This window comes from Sulfurospirillum sp. E15m (genome assembly GCF_059415145.1).
Genome location: NZ_JCAHZS010000011.1, coordinates 94,330 through 117,925 on the forward strand (window position 1 = coordinate 94,330; position 23,596 = coordinate 117,925).

A 23,596-nucleotide genomic window follows, 5' to 3' on the forward strand; every position below is an offset into this window, starting at 1 on the left:
ACTATTATGTCATCCATTTTTTGAGTATAGAGCGTAAATAAGACGTAAAAATATATCGAAGGCTAGGGAAAAGCATACTACTCCTATCCCCGAAATCAATGATATTTCGATACAACTGCTCTTTGGAGGCAGGTCGATTAACGTGACTTTGAAAAGAATCGAGTTCGATCCTATGTGTATGATTCATCCACGCATAAAGTACGTGAAAAAATGATTTTTTTTGAGTCGGTTCACGTTCTTCCTCTTCTTCATACTGATCGGTATTTTCTTGATAAAAATCATTCAAGGCTTCTGGTTTATAGCGTTCTAGTATTTCATGAAACGTCCCATGAATACTGTAAATGTTAAGCTCTTCTTTGACAAAGTGTTCTTCGATAACATCATTATGTTCATCATAAAGCATTGCCATGGTATAAAATACGGTATCTCGTGCCGGAAAAGGGATATCTTCTGTTGGCGTAAACAATGCGATGATCTCATCATCACTATACCGTCTTTTGAAAAACATTAAGATATCGTATAGATGCCAATAGGTAAGTTCCATATCTACATGTCGTGTGATTAACGACGTATCCAATAAAGCTGATTGCACGTAGCTGTTATTTTTAAAGCATATAAGTATCAGATGAATCATTCCAATGGAAATATCCAATGTCGTTTGGTTGCGAAGCCATCTCGTACGAAAAGGTATATGGGCTTTTGCGTACAATATTTTTATCTTGGAAACAACGTGCTCATCATTGCATAAGCCCGTCAAGACGTTCAATGCTTCTTCAAGCGTATACGTACATGTAACGTCTAAAAATTCCACATAATCCCAGTAAAAAAAATCAATATGTTCCCAATAGGGCTTATGTAAAAAGAAAAGCAGCATATCCCAATTGTAGGTATCAATAGTGTGTAAGGCTTTTGGCAGCATATGCGGATTATCTCTAAAATACTTCATGATGATGTCTTGTGATATCCAAAAATTATAGGTATTCATACATTATCCTTCTTTTTCAAAGGATTATAAAGATTGAAGTAGACAACAATATGTCCATGACGGTTATGCTGAAATACTTTTTAGATATGCTTGTATCTGTTCTTTGACGATTTTGGCAATCCATTCCGGTTCAAGCACTTTTATATGCGGCATATACCAAAAAATCAAAGGGACTATTTCCATTTCATGCGTAATTGAAACCACTACTTCGCAAGAACCGTCGGAGTCTTTTCCGACAATACTTTGTCCTTTAAGAGGTTTGCGCTCAAAGTATGTCATGATCTCTTTATCGATTAATAAATGCACATCAAAAAACTCGTTATCTAAATCAAACCAAATTGAATTCGCTTTTTCAAGGCGTTCTTCTAAAAGTGTATCCATTTCAAAAAGATCTTTTTGGGGTATTAAAGTACGAATGGACTTGAGATGAAATTTTTTAAATTTATCATCATCATTAATATCCAATGCCAATAAATACCAAAAGCCATCGAAAAAAACTAATTTGAGAGGCTTAATATTAAAGGTATGCTTTTTATACTGTAAACTAACCGTGTATTTACATTTAATAGCTTTTTCCAAAGATGAGAAAAGTGCAATGTGATTTTCGTCTAATGTTTCACTATCTACATTTGTAAAAATAGGATGTTCTAGTTGTTGAGAAACTTGCTTGAGTAAAGAGTGCGCCTTACCGTAAAAACTATGACCAGCATTTTTAGCCATTTCATCTAAAATACCAAGAATAATGCGCTCATTAGAATTCAGATTGTCTTCAGATCGTTTTGCATCTAGCTTCCACAGACGCCCTTGTTTAATTGCCCCATATTCCCCTAAAACTTCATAGAGATCCCGCTGAATGGTTTTCGTACTAACGTTCATTTGTTTAGAGAGTTCTTGAATACTTAACCCATCACATGATTGCTTTAGAAGCTCATAAATAGTGTTGATACGTTCCCATTTGGAATTATTGGTAGGTCGTTCGACTTGTGGCATACATGTCCTTTACAACATTTGTTAGATTATACATGAATATTGTAATGATATTTTTAAAAATGGACATAAATTTGTCTTAGTCTCTTGCTAAAATTTTATATCTATCCCGCATACTATGAAATCATTCTCGTTGCGGTAAATTTTAACAATAGAGATTCTTTATTTATAAACAATCTACTTTTTTATGTAAGGCATATAATGGTACTGACCATCCATAAAGGAACAAATGAAATCGGTGGAAGCTGCATTGAGTTATCGACTCAAAATACAACACTCTTATTTGATTATGGAACACCACTCAATTTAGCATCCACAAAACTTGATTTTAAAAACAAGAGGATTGATGCCATTGTTATTTCTCATCCGCATCAAGACCATTTTGGTGAAATTGAAACCGTTGATGCTACTATTCCTATTTACTGTGGAAAACTTTCAAAAGAGCTTATGAATGCAACAAAACTTTTTACAGGGCAAGGTCTGCTGGCAAATACATTCCATCATTTTGAAGCATGGAAATCTTTTCAAATTGGAGATATTACAATTACTCCTTATTTGGTTGATCATAGTGCCGTTGATGCATATGCTTTTTTAGTTGAATATGATGGTAAGAAGATAATCTATAGTGGTGATTTTAGAGCCAACGGAAGGAAATCAAAACTCTTTGACTCGATGTTAAAGCTGAAAGATACGGATGTCCTTTTAATGGAAGGAACCATGCTTCAGCGAAGTAACGAGGATTTCCCCAATGAAATCAGTGTTGAAAATAAGATTGTTGATACGCTAAAAAATACAGAAGCTATCACGTTTATGATAGGTTCTTCCCAAAACATAGACTCTATAGTTTCTGCGTATAGAGCGTGTAAAAAAACAGAAAAAATCTTTGTGATTGATATGTACACGGCATGGATACTTGAAAAAATGTCAAGTGTTTCAACGTCTATTCCTACAATGGATTGGAAAAACGTTTTTGTATTAAAAGAGTATGGCGGAAAGTATTATGAAAAAATCAAAAAAAATCGTGACTATTTTGATGATTTTCAATACAGACTTTTTAGTAATGTCATTTCACTAGAAGATATACAAAAAGAACCATCGCGCTACTACATAAAGATTTCTCCTTGGCATATAGACAAGCTTTTAAAAAAGCTTGACACTCCTAACGCAAATATTATCTATTCTCAATGGCTTGGTTATTTGAAGTCTGAGTTTAGTGATGAAAAAACAGTTAGTTTGTATCAAAAACTGCAAAAAAATTATAACTGGGTTTATGCGCATACTAGCGGACATGCCGATCTTGAAAGTTTAAAAAAGTTCTCTGACGCATTAAGACCAAAAGTTCTTATTCCAATGCATACAGAGCATAAAGATAAGTTTTGTCAGCATTTTGATAATACCATTGTCCTTGAAGACGGTATGCCATTTGTTATTTAAGACATTAGGAGAAAACATGCAAGAATCAAATGAAAATCTCATTTTAACGTTTAAAAATATTTATAAAGAAAATAGTTACAGAGGGTATCAAATTCATGATTTAACGGATTTCAAAAGTGAAAGTATCGATGGGGAGATGGAAGATATTAAAGAAGATATTATCACTAATATCAAAAAATATTTGAATATTGAAACTAACAAAAGTTCCTTCATCTACAATGACATAGAGACTATTTTAGAAGGCGATTTTCCTTTGTATTACATCATTGAAAAAGTTGATGTGGTTTTTCATGATCATTATATGTATAACTCATATAGCAAAGACCCTACTTTATCGACCCAAATGTACGATGATTCGTATTTTCAAAAAACAGAAAAAATGGCAGATGAACTTCGCCAATTGGATAGTGATTTGGATCAAGAACAACTTGATACTTTTGATAATGTTCTCCATGAAGAAATGCAAGAGCTAATGGTTGATATAGAGGGCTATATTGCAGATGAAGTGATGTGTTATTTATCAAATTATTATTATACTGTCGATGTTCAAATAACACTCACAAAAGCGATGCTTTAAAAACACGCACTAAAGGATTTAAATTATGGAAGACGTATTCAAGTATTTCAAATTAGCAAATGTTTTGAATCAAACATATAAAGAGCAACTCTTGAAATTTTCAATGCACTGTCGCGGCAATAAGCAAGGAATGTCATTTGTCTCTTTACATCCAGATACACCCGAAAAAGGATATTCAGGTATCAAAACAAAAGCAAAATTCCATAAACTTTTAGATGCCTTAGAATCACAAGTATTAGAAAAACCAAAACGAAATACTCCTGAAAAACTTTTGCAAGCAACTATTATTGACAAGGCGATGGGTCACCCTTCTCATCTATTACCGTTTGGAGATAATATTCAATTTATTACATCCGAGTTAGTTATGTATGATCGAGAAAATCAAAAAATTGTCAATGATATTTTAGGTTTTAGTAAAAATAAGGAACTCTATATTATTGAACTAAAATCTTCAAGGTTTTTAACAGAACTTCAAAAACAAGTAAATGATTTTGAAACTATTGTCAAAGAACAAGCAGATTTTTTTTATGACTTATTGAAAATCTATGGCTTTGATTGGGATAAATACTCCATTAAAAAAGCTATTGTTTGGCCTAAATGTTATTCTAAAAATAAAGTATTTCAAAATGATATTGCAGAATTTACGTATGAAAAAGAGATACTTGAACAAAAAGAACAATCGCAATTAATCATTGAAGAAGCTCAATGCGTTTAATACATTTAAGCGATCTACATTTTAATCAACATTGGTTCGATTGGGTCATAAAGTCCTGCTATCTTTGTGTCAAGAATAGCGTGACGAGATTCTTCATCAGCATTACATTCCCAATCTTCAAGAGGAAATATTTCCCAAAAAATGGGTAATTTTTGAAAATATTTTAGAGGAATACCGCAACCTTGTTTGAAAGTGCATTGAAAAATAGTAGATTTTTTGTTGTAACTCATAATGGCAATAGCACCAAAAGCATCTTCGATTGGTTCAAAATGAACATTTGAGGCTTCAAACTTCCCTAAACAAATGATATGTGCATTACGTGCAATTTTTACAGTGCAATCTTTGATAATCAACTGTCCATCATAAGGAATGAAGATAGTATGTTCGATGATAGTGTCTGTATAGATTTCCATGTGATGCCCCAATTCTTTAATTGGAGTATTATAGAGTCCCAAGCAGACAGTATCATGTCTGCTTTAATAAAAATTTGGCTCTTTTGTTTGTTTATATTTTTTTAAATTCACTATTTTTCCAATTTTATCCATATCAAAATATTCTAAATCACCACTAACCATAATCATTGAATCAGTGCTACTAAATGATGGGTATTTCATTGTGGTAAGAAGACTCATTGATGGTAACAATAACTCTTCTTGGTCATCAAATAACTTTATAGTAGGATAGTATAAAAACTCTGAGGCTAGTTTTTCATTGCAAAGTATTTTATCTACTTCAACATCATACATAGTAGCTTCACCTCCACCAAAATGCAACATAATTTCTTTATTTTCCCATTGTCTCAGTGATTCTAAAATACTGTTTAAATATCTTGATCTAAGTTCACGCATTGGCTTATCTATGGCAAATAAACCTGTTTTATTTTCTTGTGAAGAGTTTAATGAAAAAGGTAGAGAGATGTGAATAGTAGCATTTTCTAGAATATTTTTTTCTTCGTCTTTCTTTTTTTCTCCTAGACATGCAAGTGGAAAAATTGCAAGGCTTTTAAAGAAACTTCTTCTTTGCATATAAAACCCTTTTTGTGTTTGTTGGATAGAACTTTAGACTAGAATGAGGACATATTAATGTCCATATTTAATTTTATACTTTCTTTTTCATCAAAAGGAGGGAAAAATGTTTCAATTAGCAGATGGTCTAAAATTAGTTCGATGTTATGAAGAGGATAGATACAGTAATAATTTAGAAATAGAGCGAAAATTTTGTTATTCATTCCTGTACCAAGATTTAAATATTATAGTAGAATCTCGTTTTAGTGTAGAAGCATATAGTAAGTATTTGTACTTACCCATTATAAATTTTGGGTATTGTGTTGAGTTGTCACGATGGGATACAAAAGAGCTTCGCTATCAATACATGAATAATCACAAAGAAGACGATGCCTTATCGACTAAAAAATATGTGGAATCCAAAAAGGTGAGAGAAATCCTCAAGCAATTTGTTTTTCATAGCGTGAAAAAATATATGAGACGCTTTCAACCTCCTATTATTATGAGAGGACCTCTAAATTATTATAAGCAGACATCTGAGCGATATCTCTTTATTGATACAATTATGCAACGCGCTGGTTACCATAAAGACGTATATTTATACGATGATATCCCTGATATTAATACTAAAAAAAATAGTGATAGCCCAAACGATACATTTTGGGTGTACACACGTGATGATATTTCCAGACAAGAAGTGATTTTAAATTTTATGGTTCACAAAGATGCTGGTCTATTGGAAAAGCAAGCGCTAGATTTGTTGTCTAACAACCAAGATTTATTTGTTTTCTTTTTACAAAAGAATTTGCATATGGGGTATAATCGAGCTGCAGAGCTCTATCAACATTTAGTTGAGCAGGGAAAAATTACCAAAGAAATTCTCCTAAATCTAGAAGAGTAAGCTAATATTTTTTCATAGCCTCTTATGTCAAATAGAGGCTATCTGAATAAGCGTGGTCAATCCATTGATAAATTGACCTAGCATCCATTGGTGGGATCTTCATATTCTGAATACCGCTCATTTGTACCACTCTGTTTTTATAGACTTCAACGGCATACGATAAATGACCTTTTTTAAAAACACCATATACAATGGCGTGATGAGGAATTCTTTCCATATAGGTAAGAAGGCAGTTTTGAAGTATCTGTGCCCATTGATAAAGTTCGTGTGAGCTACAAGGCAGTCTAAACTCTAAATCCCCCACAATCATCTCTTGCATCACAGCATGTGCTTGGTAATAATATGTCATTTTTTGAACATAATGATTTTGAATAATATGCGTAAATGTCTTAAGAAGATCATCCATTGAAGCTTTACATGTTATGAATTTTTCCTCTAGTAAGAGTTGATACTGAAAATAAAGTGTCAAAATATTTTTGTATTTATCGTGGATATTTTCTTGCGAATAAAAATCATGCATTAGAGTAAAAAGAGTTTTTTGTGTGAGTCTATTTTTAAGAAAAAACCACAATTGGTTTATCTGCTCCTCTGAAGCTAAGGAAAGATCCATAAGTCTTTTTTTCTGTTCAAATGGCAATTGAATAAGAGGTATAAGATAGTTATGATCACTAAAAATTGAAGTCAATAAAAAATCGACATAAGGAGAATACGGAGTATTTGAGTGCGTGAGAGTATTGAGTGATGTATAAAAAGCTTTTTTAAGTGCCTTATTCCCCTTTTTTGTATGAATACCAATAATATGACATACAGCCTCATTAAAGGTCAGCCCTTCAAAAGATGAGAGGTGTGGATAATCTCTAAAAAAATAAAAGTTTGTATCATGAATGTTTTGATGAACTGATAAAAATTGCATCATTGCTTTATGTTGATCATCAATAATGAGGTTCACATTAGCTCCCTTATTGTTAAATATCCTAAAGTTTATAATGAAAATTGGACAAGATACTGTCTATTAATTGTTGATATAATTCTATAAAAGAAGACAAGGAGAATGCAATGATGGACAATCAAGGCCTATTTGATGATATTTTAAAACTTACCCAAATGACGTTTGCTGAGATTAAGGGCTCTAAACTATCGATTCGCAAAATACTCTATTATGATCTCTATCGTGCTTTACATGAGATGAATTATGACCTTTATGTCGTGTTAGAGCATTATTTAGCGTTGACATTTGAAGAGGAGTTTTTAGTCCAAACAAGATCTTATCCTTCAGCAGAAGAAAAATGGCGAGACGTAATCAATAGAGATTTAATACAAGCCAATTCTAAAGTTCAATCCTATTTATTACAATTACAGTATTTAAGTTACGATGATCAAGATGATAATTTAGAATTTCAGATAACGCAAAAAAGACCTCTGGATGAGTATATTAACCATAAAAATTTTTATAGTGCTCTTGCTCATTATTCTTGTGGATTGATACTAGAAAATTCTTACATATTGCAAAAAACTGCTATTAACTTTCAGGCATTAGAAAATAACCCCATAGAGACAATTTCTATTGATCTTTCGACTTATGAAAAACGATTAGATGTAAAAAAAGAAGGATTAGCGACTTTAGCGCAATTGATTGCGATTGAAAAGGAAGTAAAAGCCTATTTAATTGCTAATGTTTCGATCAATGATCTTGTTTTAGAAGTGCAGGAGCTAAGAGAATTCCCCTATCCAATATGATAATTGAAAAGGATAGGGAATATTTTCCTTGTTTACGTGTCCTTAAATCTAAGTATCTAACAATTTTATTTCCATTTACTTTGATTTTCTAAAACAATTTTAATTTCTTGTAGCATTTTCGGGGCAGTGTCTAATATATGTTTTTTATTTTGATAGTTATTTTTTTCATAGTATAAAACACCATAGCACTTCAGCCAACCGGATTCAAAGTTTTTATTAATTTTTTTAAGTTCATCTACAATGGATGACTTTAACTTATTATCAGCAGTTTTTTTAAAGTCACGATCAGACAAAATACCAACTTGGAGAGTAAAGTGGTTTAATTGGCTTGATATAGTATTTATGAGTCTTAGAAAAAACTTACCCATAGATAAATCAATAGCCTGATCATTAATTCTTTCATATTTATAATTATTCATAATTAATACATTTTCTAAATCGTCGAACAATTGTTTTGGAGCATTACGTTGCAACACATCAATTTCATTTAAAACATTCTTAATGATCTCTTCGCTAATTTGCCCCTTATTGTTTTCTAAAAATTTTTCAAAAGACATCACTTGACTCCTGTATTTCTTTGTAATTTTTTGTACAATCCATTTATAGTTCTCAAAGGCTTGATTAAGATTTGTAATATTATGCACTTCTTTTTGGCATTTCTCAATCCAAGATAGAATATCTTTTTCAAAAGAAATTTGTTTATATTTGATACCATTTGAACTATCGGGATTTGCTTTTTTCCCGTCTAATGAAAGATAATAGATAATCACTTTATCTTTGTCGATATTATTTTTCGATTTAGTTTTTAGATAATCTTCGTAATCAGAAAGTTGATTTTGACCGTCTGCTGCATTGAGTTTCATCTCAATACCTATGTAGTAGTTTGTATTTTTGATCGTAAAGTCTATTCTTCTTGCTTCTTGTGTTTGTTCTTCTCGTTCTACAATAACAGAAGCCATATCTCCAAAATCTGAAATTTTCAATACTTCTTTGATAAAGAGTTTTAAAAATAAATCTTTTTGATAATGAAGTCCTTCTGGATCTAGTAAAGAATAAAGTACCCTTGAGTGCAACCCAACTTCGGCATATTCATCTCTTACGACATTAAGAATGTTGTAATCATTGAGCCCTCTTTGTTTTTGTTGATCTTGAAGCTGTTTGAAGTCCAGAATCAAGTCGAAGAATAATTGATATTCGCTATCTAACATAAGTATTTATATCCTTTTATTTGGTAATTTCGACACGATAAGTCATGAGTATTTTTTGCTGTTTTTGTGCATATTCAAGAGCTTTTTTAGTTTTAATTCCCTTATCATGCGTGAGTACAATAACTTGATCAGCTGCATCAATTGCATTGTACGTTCTTTGAGGAGGTGTTTTCGCTTGTTGTGTTTTAGAAATAGTTATTTTTCTATGTGTAGATACGATGTATTCTTCCAAGAGCCTATATCCATTTGATGTACCAGAAATAATCTCTTCACAATTTATTTGATCCAAAATGGGTGCCAAAAAATTCAAATCTTTAAAATCATCTGGAACAATAAGGGCAACTTTCATAAAACTCCTTTTTGATGTATACAATCAAGCGGTTATTGTACACAACTTTTAATTTATTACCTTAATAATACTCATTTATTTGGACAATATTAAGTCCATATTGGTAGCTATACTGATCAAAAATACATATAAGGATTAGTCAAAATGACATTAAGAGAATCATACAGGCAATGTCCACATTGTAAAGAAATAGCTTTTAGAAATGAGATGAATAGTGGCAATAGCCGACATGCACGTTTTTGGACGGATTTATATTATGAAGGGTCGATGATGTTAAAGTATGAAAAATTAGTCGTTTGTCCTTATTGTGAACAATTGATTTGGGATGTGGATTATAAAGTTCAAGATGCTATTTCTGATGAACTGCCATATATCATCAGCCCTAATTTAAGGGATTTATTACGTGCCTTAAAAACATTCAAACTCGATGCTGACCAAGAAATATATATAAGAATGGAGTATTGGCAATTAAGTAATCATAAGCGAAGAGATTTTAGTAAAAAATATAGATATCAAGATAAAGAAATTCGTAGGCTTTTAAAAAATCTCGAATGTCTTTCAAAATCATCAAGTAAATATCGAGATGCTGATATGAAGGTAACGGAGGAATCTCTTTTATCCTTAAATAATGAGAAAAAAGAACGTAACGTTTACTGGAAATATCAATTAACCGAGGATGAAAAAGACAACTTAACAAAGCTTTTATCTATTATCTCAACGCATAATTCTACATCTGAGCTACACAGATATTTAAGGGCAGAGATATCACGAGAGCTCTCTTTGTTTGATCAATGTATCAGTTTATGCGATGATGATTTTGACGAAGCAAAAAATAATGTTGACTATATTCAAGAACTTGCATGGATGAAAAATCCTTTCGTGGAAGAAATCAAAATGGCTACGCAGAATTAAAATGTGTTTACAAATTTGGGGTCATTCCAAAGCGTTACAAAACCCAATATTCGCACCTTATAAAAAAGTATTAGAGTACGCAAAGTATATTATTCATGGCGATACAATAGAAGAAAAAAATGGTGGGAAACAAGAAACATATGGATTTATTATCAATGTAGCTGAACTTTTTGAAACATATGTAACGAAGCTATTGCAAAAAGAGTTTCCATCATGGAGAGTGGATAGCCCAAAAATTCCACTATATGAAACGATGTTTTACTCAAGAAAAATCATCCCTGATATTGTGATGGTGTGCGGCAATGATGTCATGGTCTTTGACACAAAGTATAAACGAATGAAGATGAAAGGTAAAGATCAAAATGGTGCTGGTGATGTCGATAGAAACGACTTTTTTCAAATAAATACTTATATGATGTCAGGCGAAGTGTGAAATTCTACAAAGATTTTCAAGTTAAAGTTCCCATCCTGTCCTTAATTTAATTGGAGAGTGACTAAAACTGCACTTCGTTTGACACCAAATACGCAACAGTCTCAAATATGTGGGTTCAGCTTACCAAAAACAATTTGCAAAAGAGTTCAAAGCTGTCTATCAGGCTTTTACAAAAGAAGAAGCTGAATTTGAACTTGATAAGCTTGAAGAAAAAATGGGGTAAAAAGTATCCTATTGTTTTTCAATCTTGGAGAAATAAATGGGATAAATTATCTGTCTACTTTCAATATCTAGAAGATATACGCAGAGTCATTTACACCACAAATATCATTGAATCAGTCCATCGACAATTTCGAACGCTTACTAAAACTAAAGGCGCTTTCCCTAACGATGATAGCTTGTTAAAACTGCTTTATATGGGAATTCAAAATACTCAAAAGAAGTGGACTATGCCCATTAGAAATTGGAGCTTAACTATCTCTCAGTTAGCCATCCATTTCGATGGACGGCTAACTGATGCTTTAAATTTATGATACAATTTTAGGAACTATTCGATGCTGACACAGAATCCTGAACACTACCTATCAAATTTTTTCAAAGCCTCAATAAGAGCATATCTTTAAAAATATATCTCCAATTCTACGCTTCGATTGACATTTCGCGCTGTTATTAAACTATTATTTTTTATTTTCAATCAATATAGTTCCATTCTTTTCATTTATTGTTTGGTTCATACTGTTTGTTTCACTAATAATGTCATTCTCTGTTTTTGTTGTAAGATTCTTAATTTTTGTCTTAAGTTCTTGATTTTCAATTCGAAATTCCTCAGCCACCTCTCTCCATATCTTTGCAATATCTTCATACTTTTGTTTTTCTAAATCTATTGACGATTTAGTTGCATTTTGTTCAGCTTCATTCGCTTTTTCAGTTGCATTTTGATACCTTTTATTAAAGCGACAATCCATTTCATTATTTATTTTTTCTGACAACTTAGAAATATATTTTATTACAATATTTTTTACAAATTCTTTTACCATTGGTAAAATAACATCTTTAATAAATGGCCAAACTATTTTTACCAACGCTTTACCCATCGTATTTTTACTACTCATACCAACTCCATCTATAAAAGCTACAATAAGCATACCATAGTTTTATCAATTTAAGGGTAATAACATATATAAATCTTCTGTTGTTTTTCCCTCATCACTGATATCGTTATTATTGATAATAAAATCATTTAAATCTTCTTTTTTACTACTTAATAGCTTGGATAATACATCATAATCTGCGAATAATGCACTTTTACTTTGAGTCTCTATTCTTTTAATTGCTTCGCTTATCAAGCTAATAACTATATCACTGTAGATTTTATCTTTAAGTATTGAAGAAATATCTTTTCGAATCTTATCACGAACTGTTTCTTTAGTTAAAAATACTGTAGTATGTTGTGCCAATAAATATACTTGCCAAATCAAGCATTTTCTTTAACTCGTTGTTCAAAATGTTTAACCGCAATCTTAGCAATAACTTTTGTGGAAGTAAAGTTCCATGCGGTACCAAAACCCATTGATGCGAGAGGAACTGCATATTTAACAATTGTTTTTTGTAATATTTTCATACTTGCTTTAGTTGCAAGTTTTTTTAAATTTTTCAATACTTCTTTTTTAAATACATCTTTTGCGGCACGTCCAGCCAATTTTCCACCGACTTTCATTCCAAATTTACCTGCACCTTCTGAAACTGATCCTCCGAGTGCAAATGCAAAAATTGTTAAAATATCTTCTGGATCATCTGGATCCAAAGGTGCCCCGTATAGTTTCCCTAAATTTGATATAAGTTGTAACTGAATACGTGTTAGGAAAATTATGTCACCTCCAATAGCTGTAACTGCAATCGCTACATTAGCGGGTATGCCAATACCTCCTTCACCAGCAGTAAAAAATCCGATAATTTCATTAGCTGACATAGTGGCTCCTGTCATACCTCCAAGTATTGCTGCATTTTTGGAAGCTACCGAAATTAATTTTTTGGCAATCTTATCCTTATCTTTGGTTCCATATTTGGATTCAAAATATTCAATATTCGCATTATTCCAATATGTAGTAAACGATTTATGGATAATTTTCATCAGCCAATCACCAGACTTAAGCGATTCTAAACCACCAATTTCATTAAACTCACGTTTTGCATTTTCTAATTGTTCTTTAACATATGCTTTTAAGTCTTTCATGTCTCCGCAACCCTCCTAGAGTTAAAAGAAAATATTTTTAAAACTTTCTTTTTATAACATAAACTACTGCAAAAGCTTTCCACTGGTCACTCTTGTCTTCAATTTTTTGTTTACATGTGTAAAATTCTAATCCTAACGATGCAACAAGAACCTTAACTTTTTGTTCAAAGTTTTCAAGTGTTTGTGTGAGGCTGTTGTCATATCGGTTAGCTATAAAAGCTGACATGCCATACTCTAGGCTCTCTTGTTTTGGGGTTGTAAGAATTTGACAAATTCTCTCCAAATCATCTCGTATGCCCTTTTGCTCAAAATCATTTAAAAGTCCCACATTGGCTTTGGTTTCAACAAGAACTCGACTATGGTCTTCTGTATCATCAATTACAAGATCAATGCGACCTTTACGAATATTTTTATCTGTTGTCAAGATGTCTTGACCCACTTCAAGCCACAAATGGACATTTGGAGTAAGTACTTTTAGCTTTTCTAACATGCCAATACTTAACATAAACTCTGGCCATTCAAGCCAGTCTTTCCAATCATTGGATCCAGTTAAACGAAAAAACTCATCCCTTGAATATTGCAAACCATCCAAAATGGCTTTAACGATAATTTCTTCTGATGGAAACGGTATTTTTACCATATCGAACTCCTGCTTGTCATACTTTCAACACCATTATAAACAACTTAATAGACAGCTACATGTCCTGTTGTGATATTTGCTTTGATTGTTGTAAAAACTCCTCTAATAATTCTTCACACTTTTCTTTGAGCTCTTTTGGACTTAAGACAAACAAATAAGGAATCCACTTAAACACTTCAGGGATAATCTCATTGTAATCCGTAATCATGATGGAAAATTCAACACTACCATCAGGATCAGTCGCCACAACGTGTTGGCTTTTGGAAATGGGACGACGCATAAGGTAATGGACAATCTCTTTATTTGCGTACAGACGCACTTCAAAGCTCTCGCTATTAGCATTAAACCATACATTAATTGCATTCTCAAGTTTGTCTTCGAGGCTTTTTGAAATGCTAAATGATTTACCCTCTTGTTTGATATTTGAGATAGCGCGAAAATAGTATTTTTTGATCATAGTGTCTTTGTGATCTTTTGCGAGTAGATACCAAAACCCATCAAAACAGATCACCCTAAGTGGGTCAGCATGCACTTCGTATCTTGTTTGCTCTTTTTTATAAGTAAAGGAGATAGATACGAACTGCTTGATGGCTTCTTCGAGAGCATTCATCTCTTCTTTTTTATGCGTTATATCCTCAAAATCAAGATGGGTGAAGAGATACGAAGAGGTAAATGAGGCATGTGATAAAAGTTTATTGGCTTTGAGTGCAAAAGAGGGGCTGATATTTGTTGAGAGTTGTTGTAAAACATCAAGGACTAAACTCTCTTCAAAATTATGGAGTTGATTGACATCTCCTATAAGCTTAAAACGCCTTCCCTCTTTTCCAAGTTTTGCTTGAATACCAAGCCGCATAAATAACTCCGGAATTCTTTGATTCATGTCTCGTTGTATTGTCTTAACATCACAGTCATATTCTAAAGAGAGTTCTTTGATACTAAGTGTTTCACCTGATTTTAGACGATAAACGATCGTTTCAATGCGTTCCATGACTGAGTGTGTGGGCGATTTTTTAGTTGGCATATTGTATCCATAATAAAGTATTGAAAATTGTAGCACTATCTTTTTAAAAACAGACATTAAGCTGTCTTGTTAAATGGTTATGATGTTATAAATCTTATTTGAGAGAAATATTATGTACCCATTAAGCAGAAGAAATTTCTTAAAACTAAATCTTTCACTTTTAACATCTACTTGGGGTTTCAATATAATATCTCATCATTCAGAAACAATACCTAGTGACTTAATATTATTGGATCTTTTAGCCTCACTTCCTTTCTCGCCTGTGGTTAAAAAAGAAGTTGTTTTGCGTGTGATGCTTCAAAAGAAGTATGGAATTGACTCTCATGGACTAAGGGTAGAGTTACATCGATTCCACAAAGAAAATCTGAACTTCATCCTCAGTAAAGGATTTTTTGATGATCTTTTGTATTATATGAGTCATGTCAGATCTTATCTAGACTATGTTATCCATCAAGCCGCATACCACAATAAATGTGATGTGCTTGAATATTGTTCATCAAAAATAATAGGTTCTAATGTTAATTTATACAGTAAAGCTCTTTTCTCTGCACTTTCCAATCATTCAATTCAAGCATTTTATTTTCTAATGAAGTTAAATCAACCCATTATTGAGAATGATAAAAAAACAATTCAAAAGATACTGAGCGGTGAAAGGTATGCAAATCATCTTCACATAGCTAAACACTTTCTACCATTTAAGCACTTATCGACTATTATAAAAAGAGGGATAGCAACACTTTCATCTTTAGATAGTACAGAGTTTGATGAAGTTAAAGTATTTGAGCCCAGTATAGAGAATATTAAAGAATGGATTGGAACTCTTTTAAGTTTCATAAACTATGTTTTTGAAAAATTAGAAGCACAAGGAGAAATAGTATCTTTTGATGCAAATATAGAAGCAGATAAAATCAACATAGTCACTTATGCCAACAGCTATGCTTTTAATTTTATTGAACTTATTATGGAATCTCTTAGTTTTTATATTCCACCAACGCTATTTGATTTAATAAGCCACTATAATATTATTCAATGTCAGTGCGATTAGTAACCATAACGACAATTTTTATTAGACACATTTTTTGAAGGTTGGATAAATGGTGTCAGGCGAAGTGTGAAATTCTACAAAGATTTTCAAGTTAAAGTTCCCATCCTGTCCTTAATTTAATTGGAGAGTGACTAAAACTGCACTTCGTTTGACAACAGATATATCCCATACCAATATATTGTCTTTTTAATATGTTATAGTAAGCTTATAAATGACAGATAGGGTTCAAAAGAATGCACTCAAAACAACAGCAATTAGAAGCATTGTATGAAGAAAAGTTTTATAAAAACGATGTGATTGCAAGCCTTTCATCCCCATACTTAATGAGTTTAGAAGTTCACAACCAAAATCCTAATGTGATGATTGTTGGACAAGAGACAAATGAATGGTTTTATGATTGGCAAGCGTTTAAAAGAATTGGCGTTCAAGCTCAAATGAAAGTCTATAAAGACTACCATGACAACTATAAAGAGCATAATCGATTGTATTTTGCGTATGCTAAGCACATTATGGGATCAGACGAGATGATTCCAGTCTTTAATAATATGTTTAAATTCGATTTGGGCGATAAGAGTAAAACGAAAAACATCTCCAATGCCAGTGATGAACAACTCAAAGAGCTCCTTGCATTCCACAAAGGCATCTTAGCAAAAGAGATCGAGATCATTCAGCCTAAAATCATTCTTTTTTTTACTGGGCATGTCTATGATAAGCTCTTCATTGATCCGATCATCAAACAAGATGGCGATTATCGAAAACTCTATAAAAAGATCGATGCATTAAGCGTGAATGAATGGAAATGCTGTCACTTAGATCTAAAACATTTTCCAGGGTTTGAAAACTTCAATGGAATTGCCTTTAGAACCTATCATCCAATGTATCTTAATCGTAATGCCAATACTTATGGAAAAGAAATCCTTGATTATTTAAAACAACAAGTCACAAGCATTATCTAAAAAGAGCTTTAATCTTTTTTAGACGATTATGCCAGCTATTTTCTGAATATGGATTTTAAATAAGATGTAAAAATATACTTGATGCTAGGGAAAAGCATACTACTCTTATCCCCAAAATCAATGATATTTCTATAAAACTGCTCTTTTGAAGCGGGTCTGTCAACATAGCTTTGAAACGCATCAAGTTCAATCACTTTACCATGGTTCATCCATGTTCCAAAATAGTATGATTAATATGTATAACCATACCATAAATGGGTCGATTACACATATTAAAGTTTGTAAGTCTCTTTATAGACTTCTCTTTCTTTACATTTAACTAATACAAAAATCCAAAGAGCCATAATGGAATTTTATGCCCAATTCCTATTTCCAAATCATCACTCACAACATAAGAATCAGGGGTGTCTTTAATTTGACCAAATCCCTTCTTTTTACCACCCACCTCAAATGTATATTTTTCCTCACAATAAAAATCTCCACTTTTACCAGCAAAGATACCATCATCACTAAGGCTTCGTTTGATTTTATAATAATTGTCTAATTGATTTACGAAAAAAGTTTCTCTCAAATTCCCAATATCAGGCTCTTTTGTGTACATTAAATTTGGATTGGCGAGATAAATCTTTTCTGGTTTATCAATAGACTTCATAGCTAAAGCATTCCGCATCAAAAGCTTAATAAGCCCTGCATCATCTAACTTTGAAAGATACTCTTTTAAAGTCCTATCATCGGTGATATCAGCTGCTTTTTTCATATCACTCATATTGGGTTCAAACGGTACACTTTTGATAATAATAGAAAGTAAGGTTTTGATTTTTTTAATACTGGTACCATTGAGTTTCGGATAGATGTAGAGTAAATCACTTTCAATGGAGACATTAATGTTTTGTTGTAGTGTTTGTAAGAAAAGTGTTATATTGGGCATTGATAAATAGTAAGGATAATAGCCATATTTTAGATAATTTTTAAACAAAGGAATAATCTTATGCTCTTTTTGTTCAATCTGTTTTTTAATCTCTGTTGCTAACTCCACATGCTTTTCTAAAATATCTTGTAAGGTATATGGGCTAAATTTAAACCCATAATGCAATTCTAAAAATTCTCGAAAGCTCATGCCCACCATTGTATAGACAATAGCTCTTCTGCTTAAATCATGGCTACCTTGATTGATTTGTAAAGCCGAACTTCCTGTAGCAATAATTTTAAGTTCACCAAAACGATCATAAATATTTTTAAGCTCTGCTGACCAAGAGTTATATTTGTGAATCTCATCGAAACATAACAATTTTCCGCCATTTAGAACAAATTCTTCTGCAATCTCTGTCATACTAAATTGGGAGGTGTTCTGGATATCATCAAGATTAACATACAAAGCTTCATGTTCTTTATAATGCAAACTCATATATTGTGCAATGGTCGTTGTTTTACCAATACCTCTTGCTCCAACAATAATGGAAAGTCTATGTTCTAATGGTTCTGTTGTTAAAAAATAACGCTTATATACTTGGTTATTAAGTGCTATAAATTCACGACTTTTAATAAATAATTCTTCCAGCATAGCCTATCCTAATGTTTTATAACACAATTATACATAAAATTTATATGTAATACAATACATATAAATAACTTCTAAATTATCTCTCTTTTTCTTCCAACAACCATCGCAATAATAGTTACGATAATTTCATTTTTTTATTTAGTTAAGATAGAGAGATATTTATTTATAAATATCTTCTTATTAAGTTTAGTATAGTTTATAAGAGAATAGGTGCTAACCCACTGCTTACTTACTGCTAACAATCTTATAAGCATCTATTTTAAGGACTTTTCTTCACTGCTTACATGATGTCAACACACTGCTATAAAATTTATGTGTGCTTCTTTGTCTATGTTTTTGAGGTTAAAAAATTAAATTTGTGAGGTATACAAAGATAGAGATTTTAGTGCCTAAATGGTGCCTTTTTAGTGTATTTTAATAGACGCTAATGATGATGAAGATGCCTATTTTAGGACATTAACGGTTACTAAAAAGAATTCGAGTCTCTTTATCCGCACCATTCTTTTTGTATGAACTTTCAAGCAAAAATAATCTTAACTTACTTTCTTTTGGGTAGTGGTTGATCTCTTCTTTGCTACATACTCATCTAAGTCATATTTTGAAAATATAACTCTTTCCCCTAACTTTGAGAATAGAATAATACCTTCATCTTTTTTCTGCTAAGGTTACCTACCAAAATGTTAATATATGCTGCGGTCTCTTTTATATCTTGTCAAACGAAGCGCAGAAGTCGCCAGTTTTTAATGCAAAAAAGACTCTTTAAAAAACCTTTGAATCATTATAATTTTTAAAATAATTCAAATAAGGTTCAGGAATGAAATTTAAATTTTTTGCAGTCATTATTCTCTCTATATGGTGTTTTACCGTTAATTTTGTATTCAATGGGAATTGTCACACGTGTAAAGAAACCATTCAACTTCATACTCAGGGAATTCTTGATGAAATTGTTCAGTAGTATGCTATAGCATATCAATCAGGTATATAACAATTGTTCTATCAAATAAGTACAATGTTTTGTATTCAATAATTTTAGAAAGAAAATTGTTAAATGGATTTCTTTGGACTTACCTTTAGGCTCTCAAACGTTACGTATTAGTGAGGTTTCACCGAATGTCAATACAAGATATATCACTCAGTGAAACCAATAACCTTATCCTAATTTGCTCGTATCGATAACGTTGTAGTCAAGACCTAGCTTTTTAGCAGGAACACCTAACGCCAAACCTACAAGTTGGGAGAGGTGAAGAACGGGAACACGCGCTTTTGACTTTGTTGTCTCTTGTGCATCGTCTTGGTAGATGTCTAATTGCATTTGGCAAAGAGGACACGGAGTGACAACACAATCTGCTTTGGATTCGGCAGCACTATTGACAATACCACTGGTCATTTTCATAACCGTTTTCTCAGCAGGATAGACCGCATGGAATCCACAACAATCCAAACGTTTTGCAAAAGGAACAACCTCTGCGCCTAATGCTTTCACGACCGTTTCAAAACTGGTTGGATTAACAGAGCTTTCAAAACCTAAATCTTTTTCAGGTCGAACACTATGGCAACCATAGAAAACAGCGACTTTAAGACCGGTAAGAGGTTTTTTTACTTTAGATTTAATCAACTCAGCATTTTGCGCCAATACCCAAAGAAGGCTGGTCACTTCACTGGTACCTTTATAGTTCATATTGCCTTTGGCAAGATACGTATTGATACGCTCTTTTTCACCACCATCAAGTTGCGCTTTTGCACGACGTAACATCAATAAACAGGTACTGCATGTGGTGAGTACAGGCAAATTCATCTGCTCAGCAAGGGCTAGATTTCTTGCATTGGCTACCAACGTTGCCAATGGATCAACATCTTGTGCTTGAGAAGCACCACAACAACTCCATCCATTAATCTCTTTAAGTTTAATATCCAATAATGGTGCTATAGCTTCAAGCGACATTTTAGCTTCAATCGCGGCTTGAGTAAGCACACATCCAGGGAAAAAAGCAAATTCTTTTTGCATACGTTACTCCTTGTTTGCAGCATGCGCTGCTTCAATCATTTTTACTAAGTCTTTATGACCTTCAATTTCATGACCACCAAAGACTTCCAGTGGGTTCATTTTGCCTGCACGCATAAGGGTAATGGCCGTTCCTGCACGAAGTGCGGTACTCATACCTTCTGTTCTAAGCGCAAGTCTGATTTCATTGAGGCGTCCTGAATCTTCAACCAAGTCTGTGTAGAATGATTGTGCGTGTGCAGGACCAACACCTGAATTTAAGCCTTTTTTCAATGCCAATGCACGAAGTCCCGCAATGTCATCTGCCGCGCTGATATGTTTAGGACAGCGATTAGCACACTCTTGACAGTGAACACAATTCCATAGACCATTCATGACTGCTGGTTTTGTATGGATCATTGGATCTTTTGAACGTGAATCGTTCGCAACACGCCATGCCTGCGTAAAAACGAACGGTTCCATATAGTCGCTTCTATCAGCGGTGAGTTTATTACACTCAGAAGCACAACAGCCACAAAGGATACAATCCCACTGTTTCACAATACGGTCATATTGCTCTTGATTTTGGATACATCCCTCTTTTTCTGAGAATTCAGATTTGGCTACAAGACCCGGTTTGATTTTACGCAAATTCTCAATAGCAGGCTCCCAATCCACAACAAGATCAGAAATCACTCTATAATTTGCAAGTGGAGAGATATGGAACGTATCTGCATCTTTATACTCTTCAAAAAGCTCTGTCATTTTGGTATCACAACCAAGATGCGAATGTCCATTGACACGTACGGCACAGGCACCACAAATTGCCATACGACAGGATGCTGTGAAATTGAGCGAGAGATCAAGATGCTGTTTAATGAAAAGCAATGTACCAAGAAGGGTTAATGCTTCAATATCTTTCTTCTCAACCGTATACGTTTGTTGATAATTTTTTTTGCCATCAAAGCGATCAATGATAAATTTCATTAGTATTTCCTCTCTTCAATTTTGAACTGACCGACCACAACATCTTTCCATGCTAAGTGCATCTTACCACTCTCATCCATCGTGACCATCGAGTGTTTTAAAAAGTTTGCATCATCACGTTTAAGGTAATCTTCTCTAAAGTGAGAACCACGTGATTCTTTACGCGCCGTAGCTCCCATGAGTGCCGCACGTGATGCAAGCAGTAAATTGCCAAGTTCTACATACTCTGTAAATGCCGTGTTGCATACGGGGTTTGTATTTGGAATGCGCAGTGCGTCATAACGTGCTTGTAATTCTGCATGCTTTTCTGCAAGGGCGAGCATTTTTGATTCGGTACGGAAAATTCCCATGTTATACCAGTTTGCAGCACCAAGTTCTTCACGCAAAGCATACATGTCATTGACATTACCTTTACCAGAACCCGTTATCTCTTTAAAGTGACTTATCCATTTTATCGTCAAGTCAGTTAGACGTTTTCCACCACCAAAATCTGCTTTTGCCGCATACTCTGCTGCATTGATACCAGCGATTTTTCCTGTAACGGTTGCATCACACAAAGAGTTACCACCCAAACGGTTTGCGCCGTGAATGGAGACACAAGCGGCCTCACCTGCAGCGAAAAGTCCAGGAGCGGTTGTAGCCATGGTATCCAGACTCGTCACATCAATACCACCCATGGAGTAGTGCGCCGTTGGACGAATCGCAATTGGTTTTTCGACTAAGTCCATATTTTCAAACAAAAGACCAATATGGCGAATTTGAGGTAAGTCTCTCATGATTTTTTCACGACCCAAATGCGTTACATCCAAAAGCACATACGCTTCCATATCATGACCGAAACCGCGACCTTCACGAATTTCATTCTCAATAGAACGAGAAACAATATCACGAGGGGCTAGTTCCATTTTATTAGGAACGTAACGTTTCATAAAACGCTCGCCTTGGTTATTGAGTAAGATACCACCTTCACCACGTGCCGCTTCGGTAATAAGTGAACCGCCGTGACAGACACCCGTTGGGTGAAACTGAAGCATTTCAGGGTCTTTAAACGCTAAACCTGCTCTTAAAGCTGCTGCCGCACCATCCCCTGTTGCAATGTAAGGGGTGGATGTTCGGTTCCAAAAGACGCGGGTATAGCCGCCTGTTGCTAAAACGACAGATTTCGCACGAACAGGAGCGATGTCGCCGGTACGAATGTTACGAAGTACAACACCTTCACAGTGACCATTTTCTATGCTCAGGTCTAACATATGATGGTCCATCAAGAATTTCACACCGTGTTTGAGAGCATCATCTAAACAGGTATGTGTCAAAATATGTCCCGTTTTATCGGCAGCAAAGTTACAGCGTTTCTTTGCCGCACCGCCGGCAAAACGTTTCGCAACATGTCCGTTGCTATCGCGAGAGAAAGGCATACCGATATAATCTAGCTCATGAATTGCGGCACCTGCATAAGTCGCAAATTTCATTGCCGTGTCTTGATCGACTAAGTAATCACCACCTTTTACTGTATCTTTAGCATGTGATTCAAAAGAATCTCCATCGCTAAAATCAATTACGCCGTTAATTCCACCTTCAGCCATCGTCGTAGCACTTCTCGTTGGCATCACTTTGCTGACAACCACGACGCTTAGATTGGGATTATTCTTTCTAGCCGCAACTGCCGCTCTAAGACCTGCAGCACCGGAACCAATAATTAAAATATCGCAACTTGGCATACCGGATGTATTGGTAAATGTCGTAGAAGAAGCAAACGCTTTTTCGACGCCTGTTGTACTGACCGCCAATGCACCCATGGTAATACAAGCTGATTGCAGAAATTCTCTTCTGGTAAACTGTTCACTCATAAGATTTCCTCTAATTAAAATAGATTTTGCTTAAGAATACTTAGCATGAAACTTTCTAACCATTCTTAAAATAAAACTTCAAG

The 23,596-nt window shown here is 33.6% G+C and carries 25 protein-coding genes and 1 pseudogene; 10 read left to right on the forward strand and 16 right to left on the reverse strand.

The window, feature by feature from the left end; translation table 11 throughout:
• Window positions 1–4: 4 nt before the first annotated feature.
• Window positions 5–985, reverse strand: a complete 981-nt coding sequence (locus AC5SLP_RS13470; protein ID WP_495255678.1) for a hypothetical protein — start codon at window positions 983–985, stop codon at window positions 5–7.
• A 63-nt stretch (window positions 986–1,048) separates the two neighbouring features.
• Window positions 1,049–1,975, reverse strand: a complete 927-nt coding sequence (locus tag AC5SLP_RS13475) for a helix-turn-helix transcriptional regulator (RefSeq protein ID WP_495255679.1) — start codon at window positions 1,973–1,975, stop codon at window positions 1,049–1,051.
• 198 nt (window positions 1,976–2,173) lie between these two features.
• Here AC5SLP_RS13475 and AC5SLP_RS13480 point away from each other — a divergent pair, with 198 nt between their 5' ends.
• From AC5SLP_RS13480 to AC5SLP_RS13490, 3 genes are read left to right on the forward strand one after another with little or no spacing between them, the layout of a single operon-like run.
• On the forward strand, window positions 2,174–3,406 hold the full coding sequence (locus AC5SLP_RS13480) for an MBL fold metallo-hydrolase (protein WP_495255680.1): 1,233 nt from the start codon (window positions 2,174–2,176) through the stop codon (window positions 3,404–3,406).
• Between the two features lie 16 nt (window positions 3,407–3,422).
• On the forward strand, window positions 3,423–3,983 hold the full coding sequence (locus AC5SLP_RS13485) for a hypothetical protein (RefSeq protein ID WP_495255681.1): 561 nt from the start codon (window positions 3,423–3,425) through the stop codon (window positions 3,981–3,983).
• A gap of 25 nt (window positions 3,984–4,008) precedes the next feature.
• Window positions 4,009–4,698 carry a hypothetical protein gene (locus tag AC5SLP_RS13490; protein ID WP_495255682.1) on the forward strand — a complete coding sequence of 230 codons (690 nt, stop codon included), beginning with the start codon at window positions 4,009–4,011 and terminating at the stop codon, window positions 4,696–4,698.
• Window positions 4,699–4,712: 14 nt separating this feature from the next.
• Here the strand turns inward: AC5SLP_RS13490 and AC5SLP_RS13495 are convergent, their stop codons facing one another.
• Together AC5SLP_RS13495 and AC5SLP_RS13500 are read right to left on the reverse strand one after the other, a co-directional pair.
• A complete protein-coding gene (locus AC5SLP_RS13495) occupies window positions 4,713–5,111 on the reverse strand; it encodes a hypothetical protein (protein WP_495255683.1) in 399 nt (132 codons plus the stop codon).
• Window positions 5,112–5,174: 63 nt separating this feature from the next.
• Complete coding sequence (locus AC5SLP_RS13500) at window positions 5,175–5,723, reverse strand: hypothetical protein (protein WP_495255684.1); 549 nt, start codon at window positions 5,721–5,723, stop codon at window positions 5,175–5,177.
• 106 nt (window positions 5,724–5,829) lie between these two features.
• Here AC5SLP_RS13500 and AC5SLP_RS13505 point away from each other — a divergent pair, with 106 nt between their 5' ends.
• Entirely contained in the window at window positions 5,830–6,603 is a 774-nt protein-coding gene (locus tag AC5SLP_RS13505; RefSeq protein ID WP_495255685.1) for a hypothetical protein, read from the forward strand.
• 22 nt (window positions 6,604–6,625) lie between these two features.
• Here AC5SLP_RS13505 and AC5SLP_RS13510 read toward each other — a convergent pair whose 3' ends face one another.
• Complete coding sequence (locus AC5SLP_RS13510; RefSeq protein WP_495255686.1) at window positions 6,626–7,552, reverse strand: PcfJ domain-containing protein; 927 nt, start codon at window positions 7,550–7,552, stop codon at window positions 6,626–6,628.
• Window positions 7,553–7,659: 107 nt separating this feature from the next.
• Between AC5SLP_RS13510 and AC5SLP_RS13515 the strand changes: the two genes are divergently transcribed.
• Complete coding sequence (locus AC5SLP_RS13515) at window positions 7,660–8,340, forward strand: hypothetical protein (RefSeq protein ID WP_495255687.1); 681 nt, start codon at window positions 7,660–7,662, stop codon at window positions 8,338–8,340.
• A 65-nt stretch (window positions 8,341–8,405) separates the two neighbouring features.
• On the opposite strand, the gene AC5SLP_RS13520 is transcribed toward AC5SLP_RS13515, so the two are convergent.
• Entirely contained in the window at window positions 8,406–9,548 is a 1,143-nt protein-coding gene (locus AC5SLP_RS13520) for a PDDEXK-like family protein (protein WP_495255688.1), read from the reverse strand.
• 16 nt (window positions 9,549–9,564) lie between these two features.
• Window positions 9,565–9,897, reverse strand: a complete 333-nt coding sequence (locus AC5SLP_RS13525; RefSeq protein ID WP_495255689.1) for a hypothetical protein — start codon at window positions 9,895–9,897, stop codon at window positions 9,565–9,567.
• Window positions 9,898–10,041: 144 nt separating this feature from the next.
• On the opposite strand from AC5SLP_RS13525, the gene AC5SLP_RS13530 reads away from it, so the two are divergent.
• From AC5SLP_RS13530 to AC5SLP_RS13540, 3 genes and pseudogenes are all read left to right on the forward strand, one after another.
• The gene (locus AC5SLP_RS13530; protein WP_495255690.1) at window positions 10,042–10,809 is read left to right on the forward strand and encodes a hypothetical protein; all 768 of its coding nucleotides are present in this window, start codon (window positions 10,042–10,044) and stop codon (window positions 10,807–10,809) included.
• A gap of 1 nt (window position 10,810) precedes the next feature.
• Complete coding sequence (locus tag AC5SLP_RS13535) at window positions 10,811–11,242, forward strand: 5-methylcytosine restriction system specificity protein McrC (RefSeq protein ID WP_495255691.1); 432 nt, start codon at window positions 10,811–10,813, stop codon at window positions 11,240–11,242.
• A gap of 82 nt (window positions 11,243–11,324) precedes the next feature.
• Window positions 11,325–11,775, forward strand: a pseudogene (locus AC5SLP_RS13540) (transposase); the annotation flags it as partial.
• Window positions 11,776–11,919: 144 nt separating this feature from the next.
• Here the strand turns inward: AC5SLP_RS13540 and AC5SLP_RS13545 are convergent.
• From AC5SLP_RS13545 to AC5SLP_RS13565, 5 genes are read right to left on the reverse strand one after another with little or no spacing between them, the layout of a single operon-like run.
• Window positions 11,920–12,354: a hypothetical protein gene (locus AC5SLP_RS13545; protein WP_495255692.1), complete on the reverse strand. Its 435-nt coding sequence runs from the start codon at window positions 12,352–12,354 to the stop codon at window positions 11,920–11,922.
• A 45-nt stretch (window positions 12,355–12,399) separates the two neighbouring features.
• A complete protein-coding gene (locus tag AC5SLP_RS13550; protein ID WP_495255693.1) occupies window positions 12,400–12,720 on the reverse strand; it encodes a hypothetical protein in 321 nt (106 codons plus the stop codon).
• A complete protein-coding gene (locus AC5SLP_RS13555; RefSeq protein ID WP_495255694.1) occupies window positions 12,717–13,475 on the reverse strand; it encodes a hypothetical protein in 759 nt (252 codons plus the stop codon). The genes AC5SLP_RS13550 and AC5SLP_RS13555 overlap by 4 nt, the downstream gene beginning before the upstream one ends.
• A gap of 37 nt (window positions 13,476–13,512) precedes the next feature.
• Window positions 13,513–14,115, reverse strand: coding sequence for a hypothetical protein (locus tag AC5SLP_RS13560; RefSeq protein WP_495255695.1), 603 nt, complete (start codon window positions 14,113–14,115; stop codon window positions 13,513–13,515).
• A 55-nt stretch (window positions 14,116–14,170) separates the two neighbouring features.
• A complete protein-coding gene (locus AC5SLP_RS13565) occupies window positions 14,171–15,136 on the reverse strand; it encodes a helix-turn-helix transcriptional regulator (RefSeq protein WP_495255696.1) in 966 nt (321 codons plus the stop codon).
• A 112-nt stretch (window positions 15,137–15,248) separates the two neighbouring features.
• On the opposite strand from AC5SLP_RS13565, the gene AC5SLP_RS13570 reads away from it, so the two are divergent.
• Together AC5SLP_RS13570 and AC5SLP_RS13575 are read left to right on the forward strand one after the other, a co-directional pair.
• Complete coding sequence (locus tag AC5SLP_RS13570) at window positions 15,249–16,181, forward strand: hypothetical protein (protein ID WP_495255697.1); 933 nt, start codon at window positions 15,249–15,251, stop codon at window positions 16,179–16,181.
• 233 nt (window positions 16,182–16,414) lie between these two features.
• The gene (locus AC5SLP_RS13575) at window positions 16,415–17,137 is read left to right on the forward strand and encodes a hypothetical protein (protein WP_495255698.1); all 723 of its coding nucleotides are present in this window, start codon (window positions 16,415–16,417) and stop codon (window positions 17,135–17,137) included.
• Between the two features lie 319 nt (window positions 17,138–17,456).
• On the opposite strand, the gene AC5SLP_RS13580 is transcribed toward AC5SLP_RS13575, so the two are convergent.
• The 4 genes from AC5SLP_RS13580 to sdhA form a co-directional block, all read right to left on the reverse strand.
• Window positions 17,457–18,698, reverse strand: a complete 1,242-nt coding sequence (locus AC5SLP_RS13580; RefSeq protein WP_495255699.1) for an ATP-binding protein — start codon at window positions 18,696–18,698, stop codon at window positions 17,457–17,459.
• 1,150 nt (window positions 18,699–19,848) lie between these two features.
• Window positions 19,849–20,703 carry an 8-methylmenaquinol:fumarate reductase membrane anchor subunit gene (sdhE, locus tag AC5SLP_RS13585; protein WP_495255700.1) on the reverse strand — a complete coding sequence of 285 codons (855 nt, stop codon included), beginning with the start codon at window positions 20,701–20,703 and terminating at the stop codon, window positions 19,849–19,851.
• A gap of 3 nt (window positions 20,704–20,706) precedes the next feature.
• Entirely contained in the window at window positions 20,707–21,666 is a 960-nt protein-coding gene (sdhB, locus tag AC5SLP_RS13590) for an 8-methylmenaquinol:fumarate reductase iron-sulfur subunit (protein WP_495255701.1), read from the reverse strand.
• On the reverse strand, window positions 21,666–23,513 hold the full coding sequence (sdhA, locus tag AC5SLP_RS13595) for an 8-methylmenaquinol:fumarate reductase flavoprotein subunit (RefSeq protein WP_495255702.1): 1,848 nt from the start codon (window positions 23,511–23,513) through the stop codon (window positions 21,666–21,668). Before sdhA ends, sdhB begins: the two co-directional genes overlap by 1 nt.
• Window positions 23,514–23,596: the final 83 nt, after the last annotated feature.